Here is a 15,494-nt window from a genome sequence, read left to right on the forward strand (position 1 = left end):
ATGAGACGCAAGTTCGTCCTTGCCGTGCTCTCCGCGGGCGCGCTCGCCGCATCCCTGTTCGTCGCGGTCACGCCCGCGCAGGCGCACGGCTACATCTCGTCCCCGCCCAGCCGTCAGGCCAACTGCGCCAGCGGCGCGGTCTCCGGCTGCGGCGACATCGTCTACGAACCGCAGAGCGTGGAAGCACCGAAAGGCTCGACCCAGTGCAACGGCGGCGGCAGCCGGTTCGCCGTGCTCAACGACAACAGCAAGAACTGGCCGGCCGCGAGCGTCGGGCAGACCGTCACGTTCAACTGGGTGCTCACCGCCCGGCACTCCACCAGCACGTGGGAGTACTTCATCGGCGGCACGCTGCTGGCCTCCTTCAACGACGGCGGCGCGCAACCCGGCGCCACCAAGCAGCACACGGTCAGCATGCGCGGCTTCACCGGCCGGCAGACCGTGCTGGCCCGCTGGAACATCGCCGACACGACAAACGCGTTCTACTCGTGCGTCGACCTGAACATCGGCGGCGGGGGTGGCAGCACGCCGCCGCCGACCACCCCGCCCACCACGCCGCCGACGACCCGTCCGCCGACGACGCCGCCCACGACCACGCCGCCGGCCACCGGCACCTGGCGGGCCGGCACCGCCTACGCGGTGGGCAGCACGGTCACCTACAACGGGGTCACCTACCGCTGCCGGCAGGCGCACACCGCGATCGCCGGGTGGGAACCGCCGAACGTCCCGGCCCTGTGGGAACGCGTCTAATCGCGCTGGTCCTGCTGCTCGTGGTCTCCGGATGCACCCCGCGTCCGGAGACCACGCCGGCACAGGCGAACAACGCGACCGACGTCATGTTCCTGCAGATGGGCCTCGCACAGATCGACGAGGGCGACGACCTGGCCACGCTGGTCGCTCAGCGTGCCGAAGACCCCGCCTTGCGCACGCTCGCCACCGATCTCGGCGGGCAGTGGCGCGAGGAGGACGGCACCATGCGCCGCTGGCTGCTGGGCTGGCAGCAGCCGCTGACCCCGGGCCCCGGCACCGACCACGCCGGCCACGGCCATCTGCACACGCTGCGGCCCGCCGATCTGGCCGACCTCAAAAGCCGGAAATCAGACTTCGACCGTACGGCCGTCGGTCTGCTCCTGAGTCACCTGGGCAACTGTGTCGAGACCAGCCGGATGGAGTCCGCCGGTGGCGCCTACCCACCGGCCCGCGCGCTGGCCCGCACGATCACCGAGAGGCGGCAGTCGCAGGTGCGCGCCCTGCTCACGATGGCGGCGAGTGGCTGACTAGCGCACCAGCCGCCGCTCCCAGGCCCACGCCGCGGCCTCCACCCGGTTTCGCAGCCCAAGCTTGCTCTGCACGCTGCCGAGATGCGTCTTCACCGTGCCGACCGAGATGAACAACTGGCTCGCGATCTCCGCATTCGTCAGCCCGCGGGCGACCAGCTTCACCACGTCCAGCTCGCGCGGCGACAACCCGCCGTCGCCGCCGGCCGGTGCCGGCGCCGACAGATGCTCCAGCAGCCGTACGGTGATCGACGGGCTGATCAGCGCGTCGCCGGACACGGCCGCGCGCACCGCCTCGATCAGCAGCGCCGGCCCCGAATCCTTCAGCAGGAACCCGGCCGCGCCGTTGCGCAGCGCCTGATGCACGTAGTCGTCCAGGTCGAACGTGGTCACCACGACCACCTTCACCGGGTCGGCCACCCCGGGCCCGGCCAGCAGCCGCAACGCCTCCAGACCGTCCATCTTGGGCATCCGGATGTCGAGCAGCGCGACGTCCGGGCGCAGCTTGCGGGCCAGCGCCACCGCCGCCACGCCGTCCGACGCCTCGCCGACCACCTCGATGTCCGGCTGCGCGCCGAGGATCATGCCGAAGCCGGTGCGGACCATGGCCTGGTCGTCGGCGATGAGAACCCGGATCACGGCGCCACCTTGAGGCCGGCGTTTTCCAGCGGGAACGCGCCGTCGACCAGCCAGCCGCCGGCGATGCCGGGTCCCGACGTGAGGTGGCCGCCGACCGCGCGGACCCGCTCGGTCAGCCCCACGAGACCGTAGCCCGGGCGGTCGCGGGCGGGTGCCGCGTCGCCGTCGTTGGCCACCCGCACCAGCAGCCACTGCGGGGTGCGCCGCACCCAGACATCGGCCACCCGCGCGCCGGCGGCATGCTGCCGCACGTTGGTCAAGGCCTCCATCACCACCCGGTACGCCGATGTCGACACCTCCACCGGCAACCCGTCCTGCGGACCGTCGAGATGCAGCCGGGCGAGCGGGCCGTCGACGGCGTTGAACTGCTCCAGCAGAGCCGGCAGGTCGCCCACCCCGGCGATCGGGGCGAGCGGCGCGTCCGGTTCGGAACGCGGGTCACGCAGCAGCGCGACCATCCGCCGCATGGACGCCATCGTCTCGGCCCCGGCCTGCTCGATCTGCTCCAGCGCGAGCAGCACGCGTTTCGGGTCCTGCTCGGCGACGAACTTCGCGCCCTGCGCCTGCACCACGATGCCGGTGACGTGGTGCGCGATGAAGTCGTGCAGGTCACGGGCGAACTCGGCGCGCTGCTCGGAGCGCACCGTGGCCAGCGCGCGCAGCCGGGAGCTCTCCAGGATGCGCAGATAGACGCCGAGGCCGATGACCATGGCGGCGGCCAGCGCCTGGATCAGCCCGAAGATCACGAAGACGGGGTCGGTGGCGCCGCGCAACGGCTGCAGGCTGACCGCGCTGCCGACCGAGATCACCGCGAAGACCGCCCAGCCGGAACTGGCACGCCGGGCCACCACGAACAGGACGCCCAGCAGCCCGAGGGACTCGGCCAGGCCCCAGCTGTTGCCCTCGGGCCCGGCGTGCCCGGCGGTCACGATCGCGGTCACCAGCAGCGACGCCATGCCGAGGCCGACTGCGACTTTCGGCAGAACCGTCGTGTTCTGCCGGTGCCGCGGCAGCCACACCGCGGCCGTCGCGCACGCCATCAGGACCTGCAGCAGGCCGAGTGTCAGATCGCCGCGGACGAAACCGAACGCGACGTCGAAGATGCCCAGCACCGCCATCGCGGCCAGCCCGGCGAGCTGCCCGAGGCGTACCAGGAGGGAAGTGTTGTTGGTCGTCATCGCCTGCCCAGCGTAAACGGCGGGCGCGGCCGCTCCATCGGCCGAAAGTCGCAGGCGCGGCCCTGGCGCGCGGCCGATGCGGACGACCGGGCGCAAACCCGATCATCGGGGCCGACATCTAGCGAGTGGAGAGCTCATGCAGACGCAGGACACGATGGCCGCGGTCGCCGCCGTCGACCTGGTGAAGGTCTACGGCAGCGGGGACACCGCGGTCCGCGCCCTGGACGGGGTCACGGTCGGGTTCGGCCGGGCCCGGTTCACCGCGATCATGGGACCGTCCGGCTCCGGCAAGTCCACGCTCATGCACTGCCTGGCCGGGCTGGACACGGCCACCTCCGGGCAGGCGCTGCTGGGCGGCACCGATCTGACGCGGCAGTCCGACAAGGTGCTCACCAAGGTGCGCCGGGAACGGATCGGCTTCGTCTTCCAGTCGTTCAACCTGCTGCCGCAGCTCACCGCGGCGCGCAACATCACGTTGCCGCTGGAACTGGCCGGCAAACGCCCCGACCCGGGCCTCTATCAGCACCTCACCGACGTGCTCGGGCTGGTCTCGCGGCTCGACCACCGGCCCAGCGAGCTGTCCGGCGGCCAGCAGCAGCGCGTCGCCCTGGCCCGGGCGCTGGTGTCGCGGCCCGAGGTCGTGTTCGCCGACGAGCCCACCGGCAACCTGGACTCCCGGTCCGGCGCCGAGGTGCTGCTGTTCCTGCGCAACTCGGTGCGTGAGCTGGGCCAGACCATCGTGATGGTCACCCACGACCCGGGCGCGGCCGCCTATGCCGACCGGGTGGTGCTGCTGGCCGACGGCCGGATCGCCGGCGAGCTGGACAACCCGAGCATCACCTCGGTCACCGACGCCCTGCAGGGTCTGGCGGCGGCCCGATGAGCGTGCTGCGCACCCAGCTCACCGGGGTGGCCCGCCGCCCGGCCCGGCTGCTGCTCACCGGCCTGGCCGTGCTGGTGGTGTCGTTCGTGGTGTTCGCCACGGTGCTCGCCCAGCGCATCACCGAGCGCAACCTGCTCGACGGCCTCAGCGGCACCCCCGCCGCGGTCGACCTGGTGGTGCGCGACGGCACGGTCACCACCGGCGAACTCGACACGATCAAGAAGATCGACGGGGTGGCCGAGGCGGCCGGGCAGGTCGGCGCGGGCGCCGAGGTCGGCCGCGAATTCCTGCAGATCGACGGCGACTCGGGCACCGGACCGCTGGCCGCCGCGACCCTCGCGTCCGGGCGCTATCCGGCGAAACCCGGCGAGATCGCGGTCACCCCGCGCACCGTCGACCGGCTCGGCCTCAAGGTGGGCACCGACGTCCGGGCCACGATCGGCAACAAGATCGTGCCGCTCAAGGTGGTCGGCACGGTCACGGCCGACGGCGACCACGGCTACCAGGCGTACGCTCCCCAGCCGCTGGTCTCCGCGCTGACCGGCGGGGACGTCCTCGACGAGATCGACCTGCGCCTGCGGCCGGGTGCGGACGCCTCGGCCGTACGCTCGCGGGTCGAGGCCGCGGTCGCGGCGGGCACCCGGGTGCGATCCGGCGACGACGTGCGCCACGAGGAGGCCGAGCAGCAGGCGTCCCAGCTCGACAGCGTCTTCGCGGTGATCGCCATGTTCGTCGCCGTCGCCGTCGTCGCCGCCGGCCTGGTGGCCACCTCCACATTCCGGATCGTCTTCGCGCAACGCCTCAAACAGCTGGCCCTGCTGCGCGCGGTCGGCGCCGGGCGCCGGGCCATCACCGGGTCGCTCGCCGCCGAGGGCGCCCTCACCGGCCTGGCCACCGGCGTGGCCGGCGTGCTGCTGGCGCTCGGAGCGGGACACCTCGTGCCGGTGGTGGTACGCGCGTACGGGGTGAACCTCGCGTCCCCGGGCTTCCCGATCCCGGCCGCGCTCGGCGTGGTCGCGCTGGCCGTGCTGATCACCACGATCGCGGTGCTCGCTCCCGCCGCGTCCGCCTCGCGGGTGTCGCCGCTGGAGGCGCTGCGCAGCTCCAGCGTCACCGGCGCCCGCAGCGACATCGGCAAGGCCCGCGCCACGCTCGGCATCCTGCTGGTGCTCGGTGCCGGGCTCGCCGCCGCGTACGTGGCCATGAATGTGCCCGGCCGCGACCCGGAGAACTACAACGCGCTGCCGTTCCTGCTCGCCACCGTGGTGTCCGGCGCGCTGGCGTTCTTCGCGCTGATCGCGCTCGGCCCGGTCCTGATCCGGCCGGTGCTGGCGGTGCTGGGCCGGCCGTTCCGGATCAGCCCGGTCGGCCGGCTCGCGGCCGGGGGAGTGGGCGGGGCGCCGCGCCGGGCCGCCGCCGTGTCGGTCGTGGTCGCGCTCGGCGTCACGCTGATCGCCGGGGCGCTCGTCGGCGGGGCCTCCATCCGGGTCCTCGCCGACCGTAACGAGGCGAAGTACGCGCCCGCCGACTACGAGGTCACCCCGATCGACGACAAACCGGTCCCGGCCGCGCTGGTCGAGCAGCTGAAGTCCCGCCCGCAGCTGGCGCACGTGACCCCGTACCGGCGGCTCGACGTGAAGATCGGCGAGACCGAGCTGAACGCCAACGACCTGGCGATGACCACGCTGCCCGAACTGAGCAAAGTGGACGTGACGGCGGGCTCGATCGCCGATCTCGCGCCGGGCCAAATGATCATCTCCGGCTTCACGTCCGACAACACCGGCCTCAAGCTGGGCGATCAGACCGAGCTCACGCACGGCAAGTCCCGCGTACGCCTCCGGGTCACGGCCGTGCTGCCGGACACCGCGCCGCTGGGCTCGGCGATGGTCCTCGACCCGGCCGACCTCACCCGGCTCGGGGCGCCGGCCACGTATTCCGGGGTGCTCGCCGACGCGGCCACCACCGGGGAGAAGGCCCGCACCGCCGGGCGGACCGCCATCGACCAGGTGCAGAACGCGGCCGGCGGCGGCTGGAAGATCGACGTGCTCGCCGACCAACGCGACCAGATCGACGGCCTCATCACGATCCTGCTGGTGATCGCGCTCGGCCTGGTCAGCCTCACGGTGCTCGTCGCGGTCGTCGGCGTCGGCACCACCACGGCACTGTCCGTGGTGGAGCGGGTGCGCGAGGCCGGGCTGCTGCGCGCGGTCGGGCTCTCCCGGGGCGGGCTGCGGACCATGCTGACCGCCGAGTCCGCGCTGTACGGGGTGATCGGCGCCGGGCTCGGGCTGGTGCTCGGTATCCCGTACGCCTGGCTGGCCGTGAAAGCACTCGGCGTGAACGCGCCGCTGACTTTGCCGATCGGGCAGCTCGCGGTGGTCTTCGTCGTTCTCGTCGGGCTCACCGCGCTGGCCGGGGTGTGGCCGTCCCGGCGCGCCGCGAAGGTCAGCCCGGTCGTCGCGCTGGCCACCGAGTAGCAGGGCGACCGGCGCGGCTCAGCCCGACTTACGGGCCTGGGCCCGCCGGTCGTTCGGCACCGGCGCGGCCGGCGGCGGCAGCGTGAACCAGAACGTGGCGCCGCGGCCGTCCTCGCCCTCCGCCCAGATCTCCCCGCCGTGCCGCTCGACCGCCCGGTGCACGGTGGTCAGGCCGATCCCGGTCCCGGGAAAGTCCTCCGCCTTGTGCAGCCGGGCGAACGGGCGGAACAACTCGCCGGCCTGCCCGGCCGGGAAGCCGGCGCCGTTGTCCCGCACGAAGAAACCGCGCGGCGTGCAGCCCACCTCGACCGCCGGGTTGCCGACCTTGCGGGTGAACTTGACCGCGTTGTTGACCAGGTTCTCCAGGATCACCCGGACCAGGCCCTCGTCGGCGTCCGCGGTCATCGCGTCCTGCACCGTGAAGTCCACCTTGCGCTCCGGGTCGCGGGCCTCCACCTCGCGGATCACCTGCCACGTCGTGTCCGTCATGTCGAGCGTGGCCCGGCGCAGCTGCCCTCGCGACGCCCGCGCCAGGATCAGCAACGACTCCACCAGATCCGCCATCCGGGTAGCCGCCGCCTGGATCCGGCCCAGCCGCCGGCGGGCCTCCTCGCTGAGCGGGTCGTCCTCGTCGTCCAGCATGTGCTCGGCGAAACTGCTGATCACCTGCAGCGGGCCGCGCAGGTCGTGCGACACCGACCCGGAGAACGCCTCCAGCTCCCGGTTACGCCACTCCAGTTCCTCGACCAGCGCCGCCCGGGTCTCGGCGAGCTGCCGCGCCGCCCGCTCCTCGGCCGCGTCCAGCTCCCGGCGCATCAGCTCCTCACGGATCCGGCGGCTCTCGTCGTGCGACTGCTTGCGGCGGATCTGCGTACGCACGTGCGCCCGCAACGCCTCCGCCCCGGAACCCGCCACCACGTAGTCGTCCGCCCCCGACGCCAGACAGGCCAGCATGTCGTCGTCGGTCTCGCCGGTCATCACCACCGGCGTCTCCCCGATCACCGGCACGTCCTTGATCCGCCGGCACACGTCGCGGCCCACGTCCCCGGACAGGCCGGTGCCCAGCACGATGCAGTCCGCGGGCTGCTCGGCCAGCAGATCCAGCGCGTCGTCCGGCACCGACACCGGGATCACGTCGTAGCCCTCGTCGCGCAACGACGCGGACAGGTCGTCGAGCTGCGCCCGGTCCGGGGTCAGCGCCAGCACCCGGCTCGGCCCGTGCAGGCTGCCGGTCACCTCGATCGGCAGCTGCTCGGCACTTTGCCGCAGCACCGCGTTCAGCTTCGCCGGCACGATCGCCAGGTTCTGCTGCTTGCGTACGAACGCGTCGGCGCCCGCGTCCAGCATCTGCAGCTCGGTCGCGTAGTCGTCGGCCGCGGTCAGCAGGATGCACGGGGTGTCGCGCAGCGCCGGGTCCAGCCGGATCCGGCGGATCACCGTGGCGCCGTCGATGCCCGGCATCACCCCGTCCACGATCACCGCCTGCGGCCGGCGGTCCGCGGCCATCCGCAGCCCCTCCTCGCCGCTCGGCGCGGTCAGCACCGCGTAGCCCTCCGACTCCAGCAGCTCCCGCAGCTCCTCGCGGAAGGTCATGCTGTCGTCCACCACCAGCACCGAGGTACGCCCGCCGGTCTCCACGTCCGGGCGGTCGCCGAGCAGCTGCCGGGCCCGCGCCACCACGTACCCGGAGTGATAGGGCTTGCCCACGTACTCGTCGGCGCCGGTCCGTAACCCGGCGAGCCGGTCCACCACCTCGTCCTCGGTGGACAGCAGCAGGATCACCACCCCGGACCGGGCCGGCAGCGCGCGCAGCTCGGCGAGCAGGTCCAGCCCGTCCGCGTCCGGCAGCATCACGTCCAGCACGGCCACGTCGAACACCGCCGACTCGAACGCGGCCCGCGCCTGCTCCCCGGTCGAGCACAGCACGGTGCCGAACCCGTCCGTCTCGAACGCGTCGCGCAGATCCATCCGGACCGTCAGGCTGTCGTCCACGATCAGCACCCGGTGCGTCATCGCTGACTCCCGGCGGGCTGCATCTCGACCAGCCGGGCCGCGATCCGGGCCGGCGGCAGCACGTACGCGGCCGCGTCCAGCAGCGCCGCCTCCCGCGGCATCCCGTACACGACACAGCTCGCCTCGTCCTGGGCGAACGTGATCGCCCCGCGCCCGCGCATCCGCAGCAGCCCCTCGGCGCCGTCGCGGCCCATCCCGGTGAGCAGGCACCCGGCGGCCGACGGCCCGAACTCGGCGGCGATCGACTCGAACAGCACGTCCACCGACGGGCGGCACGAATGCCGCGGCGGCGCGTCGCTGAGCCGCAGCACCCCGTCGCGGACCGTCAGATGCCGGTCCGGCGGGGCCAGGATCACCCGGCCGCCCAGCGCGCCGACCGGCGTGCCCTCACGCGCGTAGCTGACGTCGCGGCCGGTCTGCCCGGCCAGCCAGTCCGAGAACGCCACCGCGAACGGTTCGCTCGCCGCGATGTGCTGCACGCACAACACCGGCGGGTGGAACACCGCGGGCAACGCGCGCAGCAGCTCGGTCAGCGCACCCGGCCCGCCGGTCGACGCGCCCAGCGCGATCACCCGCAGCAGATCGCCGACCCGCGGCTCGGCCACGGGCTCGGCGGAAGCCGGCGGCCGGCCGCGCCCGTCCAGGCGCGCCCGCGGATGGGTGATCACCCGGATCCGGGACACCAGCCGCACCGCCGAGCGCAGCCGGAGCCCCCAGTCCGCGTCGCTGGCGTCGCCGCGCGGCTTCTCCAGCACGTCGACCGCCCCGGCCGCGAGGGCGTTGTAGGTGGTGAACAGCTCTTGCCGGTCCGCCGAGGACACCACCAGGATCGGCGTCGGATGCTCGGCCATGATGTGCTCGGTGGCCACCATGCCGCTCATCGTCGGCAGCATCATGTCCATCGTGACCACGTCCGGGCGCAGCCGGCGGACCAGGTCGACGGCCTGCGCGCCGTCCGCCGCCTCCCCGACGACCTGCAGTTCCGGGTCGGCGGCGAGCGACTCGCGCAGGTGGTGCCGCATCGTCGGCGAATCCTCCACGAGCAGGACACGGATCATCGCAGGATCAGCCTCCGGATGTGGGCGAGCAGTTCCTCCTGGTTGAACTCGCCCTTCACGACGTACGCGGCGGCCCCGGCGGCGGCCCCGCGCTGCCGGTCCTCGGCGCTCGCGCGGGAACTGACCAGGATCGCCGGGACGTGCCCGGTCGCCGGGTCGGCGCGGGTTTCCGTGACGAACGCGAACCCGTCCTTGCCGGGCATGTCGATGTCGGTGAGGAACAGCCCGTACGCCCGTGCGGCCGCCTTCTCGAGGCCCTCCTCGGCGGACGCGGCCAGGTCCACCTCGTAGCCGGCCGACTCCAGGATGGAGCGTTCCAGCATCCGGGTGGTCAGCGAGTCGTCGACCACCAGCACCGGCAGCGGCGGCGCCGGTTTCTCCGGGGCGGCCCCGGTGGTGGCCTGGTCGCGGCGGCACTCGGCGATCAGCCCGTGCGGGTCCAGCACCAGCCGTGGATTGCCCTCCACGTCGATGGCCACGCTGCCGATCACCGCGGCGGCCGGGGCCAGGTCGGGCAGCGGCCGGGCGACCAGCGTGGTGGTGCCGCTGAGCCGGTCCACGCCGACCGCGACCGTGTCGTCGTCGGCGGTGAGCACCACCGCGACTCCGGCGCCGCCGTCCTCCGGCACCGCCGGGCCCAGCGCGAGCGTGCGCGACAACGCCAGGAACGGCACCACCCGGCCCTCGTGCGCCAGGCGCCCGGTGGCCAGCGCCCCGGCCGTCTCCTCCGCGGTGAGCCGTACGCACCGGCGTACGGCATCGAGCGGGACCGTGGCCACCATGCCGCCGGCCTCGACGATCAGGCCGTTCATGCTGAGCAGCGTGAGCGGCACGACCAGCTCGACCGTGGCGCCCCGCCCGGGGGTGCTGCGCAGATGGACGTCGCCGTGCAACTGGACCGCGACGTCGCGCACGACGTCCATGCCGATGCCCCGGCCGGCCACGTCGGTCACCGCCGGCGACGTGCTGATCCCGCCGCCGAGCACCAGGTCGATCAGTTCCTGCGGTTCCGGCTCGGCGACGCCCGGCGGCAGCAGACCGCGGGACTGCGCGGCCCGGCGCAGCGCCGCCAGGTCGAACCCGCGGCCGTCGTCGACGCAGCGGAAACTCGCCCACCGGCCGCGCCGCACCACCTCCACGGTGATCGTGCCCTCGGCCGGTTTGCCCGCCGCCAGCCGGTGCGGCTCCGGCTCGATGCCGTGCACCACCGCGTTGCGGACCACGTGCAGGAACGCGCCGCTGACCTGGTTCAGCAGGTGCGGGCCCATGCGCACGTCGCCACCGGTGCCGGTGAAACGCACTCGCTTGCCCTCGGCGTCGGCGGCGTCGCGCACCGCCCGGTGCAGCGCCGTGAAGATCGTCCCGGCCGGGACCAGGCGCAGGCCCTCGGCCCGGCCGCGCACCTCGTCCAGCTCCCGTTCGATCTGGTCGACCGCGTCGGTGAACCGGCGGCCCAGCGCCCCCAGGTCGCCGGCCACGCGCTGCACGGCGGTGCGGCAGGCGGCGTCCGCGGCGGCCAGCCGGCCCGAGCGCAACCCGTCGGCGAGCCGGTCCACGTCGCGGTTCAGCCGCGCCAGGGTGCCGCCGCTCTCGCGCAGCGGGGCTATCCGGGCGTTGGTCTCGCCGATCGCGTCGAGCAGGTCGTCCAGGTCGGCGGTGGCCGCGCGCTCCGGCGGTTTCTCCAGCTCCTCGGGCACGAGCGGCACCGGCTCGCTCGGGGTGGCGGCCGGTTCCGGGGCGGGGGTGAGCGCGTCCACCCGCTGGGCCATCTCGTCGTTGAGGCGCAGCAGCTCGCGCATCTCGTCGGCGGCCAGCGGCCCGGGCTCGGTGCGGTGCGGGACCAGCAGTTCCTCGAAGGCGTGCGCGTGCTCGGCGATCTCCTGCTGGCGGACGACCCGGGCGGCGCCCTTGAGGGTGTGCGCGAACCGCAGCAGCCGGGCCACCAGGTCCGGCCCGTGCTGCTGGTCCAGGTCGAGCACGCCCGCGCTGATCTGGTCGACCAGCTCGCGCGCCTCGACCCGGAAGTAGCGAAGCGGGTCCCGCACTTCTCCCATCAGTGCTTCCCGGAGCCGACCAGGTTGGCGAGGTCCCCGGACAGCGAGCTCAGATGCGCGGCGGTCTGTTTCGTCTGCACGGCGCTGGCCTCGGTCTCCCGGGTCACCCGGGCGGTGTCCGAGGCGGCCACGTTCACCTGTTCGACCGCCGTGGTCTGCTGCTTCGTGGACAGTTCGATCTCCCGGGTGGCGTCGCTGGTGGTGGCGACGAGCTGCGCGATGCGCCGGAACGAGTTGGTGGCGTCGTCGAACTGCCGCGACCCCGCGTCCACCGCCTTCGCGCCGATCTCGGTGGCCATCACGGTCGTGTTCACCGCACCCCGTACGTCCTCGATCAGTGCCCGGATCTCCTTGGCCGACCCGGCCGTACGGTCCGCGAGCTTGCGGATCTCCTCGGCCACCACCGCGAACCGGCGGCCCCACTCGCCGGCGCCGCTCGCCTCGATGGTCGCGTTGATCGCCAGGATGTTGGTCTGCTCGGCCAGCTCACTGACCAGGTCGACGACCCCGCCGATCTGCTGCGACTTCTCGCCCAGCGCGAGCATGTGCTGCACGATCTGGTCGACCTGGGTGCGGATCGCGGTGATCGACGCGCGGGTCTGGTCGATGGTGGCGTCGCCGTTGCGGGCCGCCTCCGCGGTCTCCTCGGCGATCTTCGAGACTCGCTGCGCGCTGTCCGCGATCTGCCGCGAGGTGATCAGCAGTTCGCTGATCGTCGTGGTGATCTCGTTCATCGCGCTGGCCTGGTCGCGCCCGCCGGTGGCCTGCTGCGCGGCCGCCGACTCCAGCTCCGCCGAGGAGCTGCGGATGTGGCCGACCGCGGAGGCCACCTCGCGTTTCAGGTCGCGGCTCAGCTTCCACGCGACCGCGCCGGCGCCACTCACCAGAACCACGCCGATACCGATGATGAAGATCATCGCCGCGGTGGTGCGGTCCGAGGAGTCGTTGCGTTTCGACTCGACGACCGAGCGTTCCCGGTTGATCAGCGTGTCCAGCGCGCTCTGCACCGCCACGCGGGCCGGCTTGATCTGCCCGCTGCTGCCCAGCTGCCGCACGTCGCGCAGGTCGGTGATGCCGGCGCGGCGCTCCAGCACCGGGTTCAGCACCTCGTTGAGCGCCGCCTCCTTCTCCACCACCACCTCGAGCTGCTTCATCGCGGCCGGATCCTCCAGGGTGGTGCGCAGCGCCTCCACCTGGTTCAGGAACGCGGCCCGGTCCGCGTTGGTCGCGGTCAAGTTCTCCTGGTTGCCGCCCAGCAGGTAGGCGCGGTAGTCGGAGATCCGCGACTCCATCGTCTTGCTCAGCGCCTCGGCCCCGAACAGATTGATCCGCGCCGACTTGATCACCGCGTCCTTGGCGCTCATCACGTAGCGCAGCGCGAGCACCGAGGTCACCGTCATCAGCAGGGTCAGCGCCAGGGTCAGGCCGAATCCGGCCGCCAGCTTCGCGCCGAAGGTGCGTTCGCCCATCATGGTCGGGTCTCCTCGTCGGCACCGTGCTCGGTGCCATGGTCATGTCCGGTCAGGGTGTGCACGGCGGCCCGCGCGGCCGGGACGTCGATGATCGGCCGGGTGCCGCCGGGCAACGCGACCATGCCGCGTACCGGGCCCTGCCCGCCGTCCTGCTCGCCGACGATCGCCGCCGCGTCGACGCGTACGTGCCCGTCCAGCTCGTGAAAGGCCAGTCCGAGCGGCGGCCGGCCGGTGGCCAGCACCAGCCAGCGCGGCCGCTCGCTCACCGGATGGCCGAGCAGTGCCGCCAGGTCGTAGATCGGCACCGCGGTCCCAGCGAACCCGGCCAGCCCGAGCAGCGAGGGCAACGGTCCGGGCAGCGCGGTCACCGGCCGGTCCGGGTGCAGTCCGGAGGTCTGGGACAGGCGGATCGCGTACGGGCGGCCCCCGGCCCGGATCGCGAGCAGCTCGACATGCTCGACGTCGTGGCTGCGGGCCGGCTCGGTGAAGGAGAAGTCGAACTCGCCGCGCAGCTGGTCGATCCGGCTTTTGACGTCGGTCACCGGCGCACCTCGCATCCGTCCAGTTCGGAGCGGCACAGCACGGTCAGCGAGATCCGGCCGAACCCGCCGCCGAACAACGCGATCCGCTCCTCGTCCTCGTGCGGCAGCAGGTCCAGCGCGCGTTCCAGGTCACCGGCCGCGGCCCGGTCGTCGCCGCGCCGCCGGGCCAGCTGCCCGAGCCGCAGCCGGGGCAGCGCGAACCCGGTGTCCAGGAAGGCGGCCAGCCGGTACTGGCCGATCGCCTCGTCGGTGTCGGACACGTCCTCCAGGCACAGGCCGAGCAGCTGATGCGCGTCCGCGTACAGGCCGTTGCCGTCGATCAGCCGGCGGGCCAGCGCCATCGCCTCGGTGAGCCGGCCGGCCTGCGCCAGCAGCACCCCTTCGAGCAGCCGGTCACGTTCCCGGGGGCGGCCCGGCAGGCCCGCGGTGATCAGCTCCAGCGCCTCGGCGAACTGTTCCTCGCGCAGCAGCGAGATCGCCCGGTTGTAGGCGTCCTCCTCGGTGCAGGCCGGGGCGGTCGCCGGGGGAGCGGGCCGCGGTCCCGGCGAGCGCCCGCCCGGCCGCCGGTAGTAGAAACTGTGGTGCGTGTGCAGCAGCTCCAGGCCGGCCGGGGCGCTGCCGAGCGAGTCGGTGTGCCCGAGGAACAGGTAGCCGCCCGGCACCAGCGCCTCGGTCATCCGTGCCACCAGCGACGACGCGACATCCGGGGTCAGATACATCAGCAGGTTCCGGCAGAAGATGACGTCGTACTGGGCGGGCCGCCACAGCGACTCGTCCGCGTCGGTCACGTTGTAGCGCCGGAACCGCACGCACCGGCGCACCTCGTCGCGCACCCGGTAGCCGCCGTCGCCGACCCGGAACCAGCGGCGCTGCGCCGCGTCCGGGGTCTCCCGCAACGACCACGACGAATACCAGGCTTCCTCGGCCTTGCGCAGCACCGCCGGGTTCGCGTCCACCCCCAGCACGTCGACGATCCAGTCCGGGCCGGCGCACTCCTGCCGGGCCACCATCGCCAGCGTGTACGCCTCCTCCCCGCTCGAGCACGCCACCGACAGCATGCGCAGCAGCCGTTGCGTGCCCCGGTCCGCCACCCGCTCCGGCAGGGCCTGCTCGGCCAGCGCCCGGAACTGCTCGCCGTGCCGGAAGAAGTAGGTCTCGGTGATGCTCAGCCGTTCCACCAGGTAGGAGGTCTCGGCCGGCCACTCCCGCGCGGCCAGCCGGATCACGTAGTCGGCGCCGCTCATCCCGTGCAGCGCGGCCCGCTCGCCGATCAGCGCGGCCAGGGCTGCGGCGTCGGCGTCCGCGAAACTCCAGCCGAGTGACTTGCCGAGCACCTCGCGGAAACGGCTCACCCCGGCCTCGGTCACGGCGCGCCCGCCGCGGCCGCGGCTTCCCACACCTCGTCCGGCACCGTGCGCATGCTCTGCAGCAGCAGCAACGGGTCGGCGCCGATGGTGGCGACCCCGGCGACGAGCCGGCTGCTGCCGCCGCCGGTCAGCAGCGCCGGATGCCCGCCGGCGGACTCGGCGGTGACCGGGCGGATGCCCAGGATCGCGCCGGTGGCCAGGGCGACCGCGCCACGCTCGGTGCGCACCGCGACATAGCGGTCGATCTCGCCCTCGCCGCCACCGAGCAGCCGGGCCACGTCGACCACCGGGGTGGGGACGCCACGCAGCACGCTGATGCCGCGCACGAAGGTCGGCGTCCCGGCCAGCGGGCGGGTCTCCAGCGGGCGCATCGTCTCGATGACCTCGTCGAGGCTGAGCGCGCACAGCAGCGATCCCGCGCGGAAGACGAGCGAGGTGACGGCGCCCTCGTCCGCGGACACCGGAGCCTGTCCGTACTGCCGCATTTCCTCAGGTTAGCGAGATTTCTTCACTCTCGCCTGGCTCGTACGGATT

At 73.2% G+C, this 15,494-nt stretch carries 13 protein-coding genes; 4 read left to right on the forward strand and 9 right to left on the reverse strand.

What is annotated here, in order from left to right; genetic code table 11:
- Both HH310_RS20565 and HH310_RS20570 read left to right on the forward strand, forming a co-directional pair.
- Positions 1-750, forward strand: coding sequence for a lytic polysaccharide monooxygenase (locus tag HH310_RS20565; RefSeq protein WP_169177212.1), 750 nt, complete (start codon positions 1-3; stop codon positions 748-750).
- Positions 735-1,277 carry a DUF305 domain-containing protein gene (locus HH310_RS20570; RefSeq protein WP_169177213.1) on the forward strand — a complete coding sequence of 181 codons (543 nt, stop codon included), beginning with the start codon at positions 735-737 and terminating at the stop codon, positions 1,275-1,277. The genes HH310_RS20565 and HH310_RS20570 overlap by 16 nt, the downstream gene beginning before the upstream one ends.
- On the opposite strand, the gene HH310_RS20575 is transcribed toward HH310_RS20570, so the two are convergent.
- Positions 1,278-1,916, reverse strand: a complete 639-nt coding sequence (locus tag HH310_RS20575) for a response regulator transcription factor (RefSeq protein WP_169177214.1) — start codon at positions 1,914-1,916, stop codon at positions 1,278-1,280.
- Positions 1,913-3,094, reverse strand: coding sequence for a sensor histidine kinase (locus HH310_RS20580; RefSeq protein WP_169177215.1), 1,182 nt, complete (start codon positions 3,092-3,094; stop codon positions 1,913-1,915). The genes HH310_RS20575 and HH310_RS20580 overlap by 4 nt, the downstream gene beginning before the upstream one ends.
- Positions 3,095-3,230: 136 nt before the next feature.
- Between HH310_RS20580 and HH310_RS20585 the strand changes: the two genes are divergently transcribed.
- Both HH310_RS20585 and HH310_RS20590 read left to right on the forward strand, forming a co-directional pair.
- The gene (locus tag HH310_RS20585; RefSeq protein ID WP_248294204.1) at positions 3,231-3,977 is read left to right on the forward strand and encodes an ABC transporter ATP-binding protein; all 747 of its coding nucleotides are present in this window, start codon (positions 3,231-3,233) and stop codon (positions 3,975-3,977) included.
- Positions 3,974-6,454, forward strand: a complete 2,481-nt coding sequence (locus HH310_RS20590) for an ABC transporter permease (RefSeq protein ID WP_169177217.1) — start codon at positions 3,974-3,976, stop codon at positions 6,452-6,454. The genes HH310_RS20585 and HH310_RS20590 overlap by 4 nt, the downstream gene beginning before the upstream one ends.
- 18 nt (positions 6,455-6,472) lie before the next feature.
- Here HH310_RS20590 and HH310_RS20595 read toward each other — a convergent pair whose 3' ends face one another.
- From HH310_RS20595 to HH310_RS20625, 7 genes are read right to left on the reverse strand one after another with little or no spacing between them, the layout of a single operon-like run.
- A complete protein-coding gene (locus HH310_RS20595) occupies positions 6,473-8,467 on the reverse strand; it encodes a response regulator (RefSeq protein ID WP_169177218.1) in 1,995 nt (664 codons plus the stop codon).
- The gene (gene cheB, locus HH310_RS20600) at positions 8,464-9,525 is read right to left on the reverse strand and encodes a chemotaxis-specific protein-glutamate methyltransferase CheB (protein WP_169177219.1); all 1,062 of its coding nucleotides are present in this window, start codon (positions 9,523-9,525) and stop codon (positions 8,464-8,466) included. The genes HH310_RS20595 and cheB overlap by 4 nt, the downstream gene beginning before the upstream one ends.
- Positions 9,522-11,579: a response regulator gene (locus HH310_RS20605; protein WP_169177220.1), complete on the reverse strand. Its 2,058-nt coding sequence runs from the start codon at positions 11,577-11,579 to the stop codon at positions 9,522-9,524. The genes cheB and HH310_RS20605 overlap by 4 nt, the downstream gene beginning before the upstream one ends.
- Complete coding sequence (locus HH310_RS20610) at positions 11,579-13,051, reverse strand: methyl-accepting chemotaxis protein (RefSeq protein WP_248294205.1); 1,473 nt, start codon at positions 13,049-13,051, stop codon at positions 11,579-11,581. Before HH310_RS20610 ends, HH310_RS20605 begins: the two co-directional genes overlap by 1 nt.
- Positions 13,048-13,593 carry a chemotaxis protein CheW gene (locus HH310_RS20615; RefSeq protein ID WP_312034231.1) on the reverse strand — a complete coding sequence of 182 codons (546 nt, stop codon included), beginning with the start codon at positions 13,591-13,593 and terminating at the stop codon, positions 13,048-13,050. Before HH310_RS20615 ends, HH310_RS20610 begins: the two co-directional genes overlap by 4 nt.
- The gene (locus HH310_RS20620; protein ID WP_312034232.1) at positions 13,590-14,990 is read right to left on the reverse strand and encodes a CheR family methyltransferase; all 1,401 of its coding nucleotides are present in this window, start codon (positions 14,988-14,990) and stop codon (positions 13,590-13,592) included. The genes HH310_RS20615 and HH310_RS20620 overlap by 4 nt, the downstream gene beginning before the upstream one ends.
- Positions 14,957-15,445: a chemotaxis protein CheW gene (locus tag HH310_RS20625; RefSeq protein ID WP_169177222.1), complete on the reverse strand. Its 489-nt coding sequence runs from the start codon at positions 15,443-15,445 to the stop codon at positions 14,957-14,959. The genes HH310_RS20620 and HH310_RS20625 overlap by 34 nt, the downstream gene beginning before the upstream one ends.
- Positions 15,446-15,494 lie beyond the last annotated feature (49 nt).

It is taken from the genome of Actinoplanes sp. TBRC 11911 (assembly GCF_012933445.1).
In the GTDB taxonomy this organism is placed as follows: Bacteria; Actinomycetota; Actinomycetes; order Mycobacteriales; family Micromonosporaceae; genus Actinoplanes.

What these genes read in the sequence shown, in the direction of transcription:
- cheB (WP_169177219.1), bottom strand. Translation starts at nt 9,525, where the DNA reads ATGATCCGTGTCCTGCTCGTGGAGGATTCGCCGACGATGCGGCACCAC.
- HH310_RS20590 (WP_169177217.1), top strand. Translation starts at nt 3,974, where the DNA reads ATGAGCGTGCTGCGCACCCAGCTCACCGGGGTGGCCCGCCGCCCGGCC.
- HH310_RS20565 (WP_169177212.1), top strand. Translation starts at nt 1, where the DNA reads ATGAGACGCAAGTTCGTCCTTGCCGTGCTCTCCGCGGGCGCGCTCGCC.
- HH310_RS20610 (WP_248294205.1), bottom strand. Translation starts at nt 13,051, where the DNA reads ATGATGGGCGAACGCACCTTCGGCGCGAAGCTGGCGGCCGGATTCGGC.
- HH310_RS20580 (WP_169177215.1), bottom strand. Translation starts at nt 3,094, where the DNA reads ATGACGACCAACAACACTTCCCTCCTGGTACGCCTCGGGCAGCTCGCC.
- HH310_RS20585 (WP_248294204.1), top strand. Translation starts at nt 3,231, where the DNA reads ATGCAGACGCAGGACACGATGGCCGCGGTCGCCGCCGTCGACCTGGTG.
- HH310_RS20595 (WP_169177218.1), bottom strand. Translation starts at nt 8,467, where the DNA reads ATGACGCACCGGGTGCTGATCGTGGACGACAGCCTGACGGTCCGGATG.
- HH310_RS20605 (WP_169177220.1), bottom strand. Translation starts at nt 11,579, where the DNA reads ATGGGAGAAGTGCGGGACCCGCTTCGCTACTTCCGGGTCGAGGCGCGC.
- HH310_RS20625 (WP_169177222.1), bottom strand. Translation starts at nt 15,445, where the DNA reads ATGCGGCAGTACGGACAGGCTCCGGTGTCCGCGGACGAGGGCGCCGTC.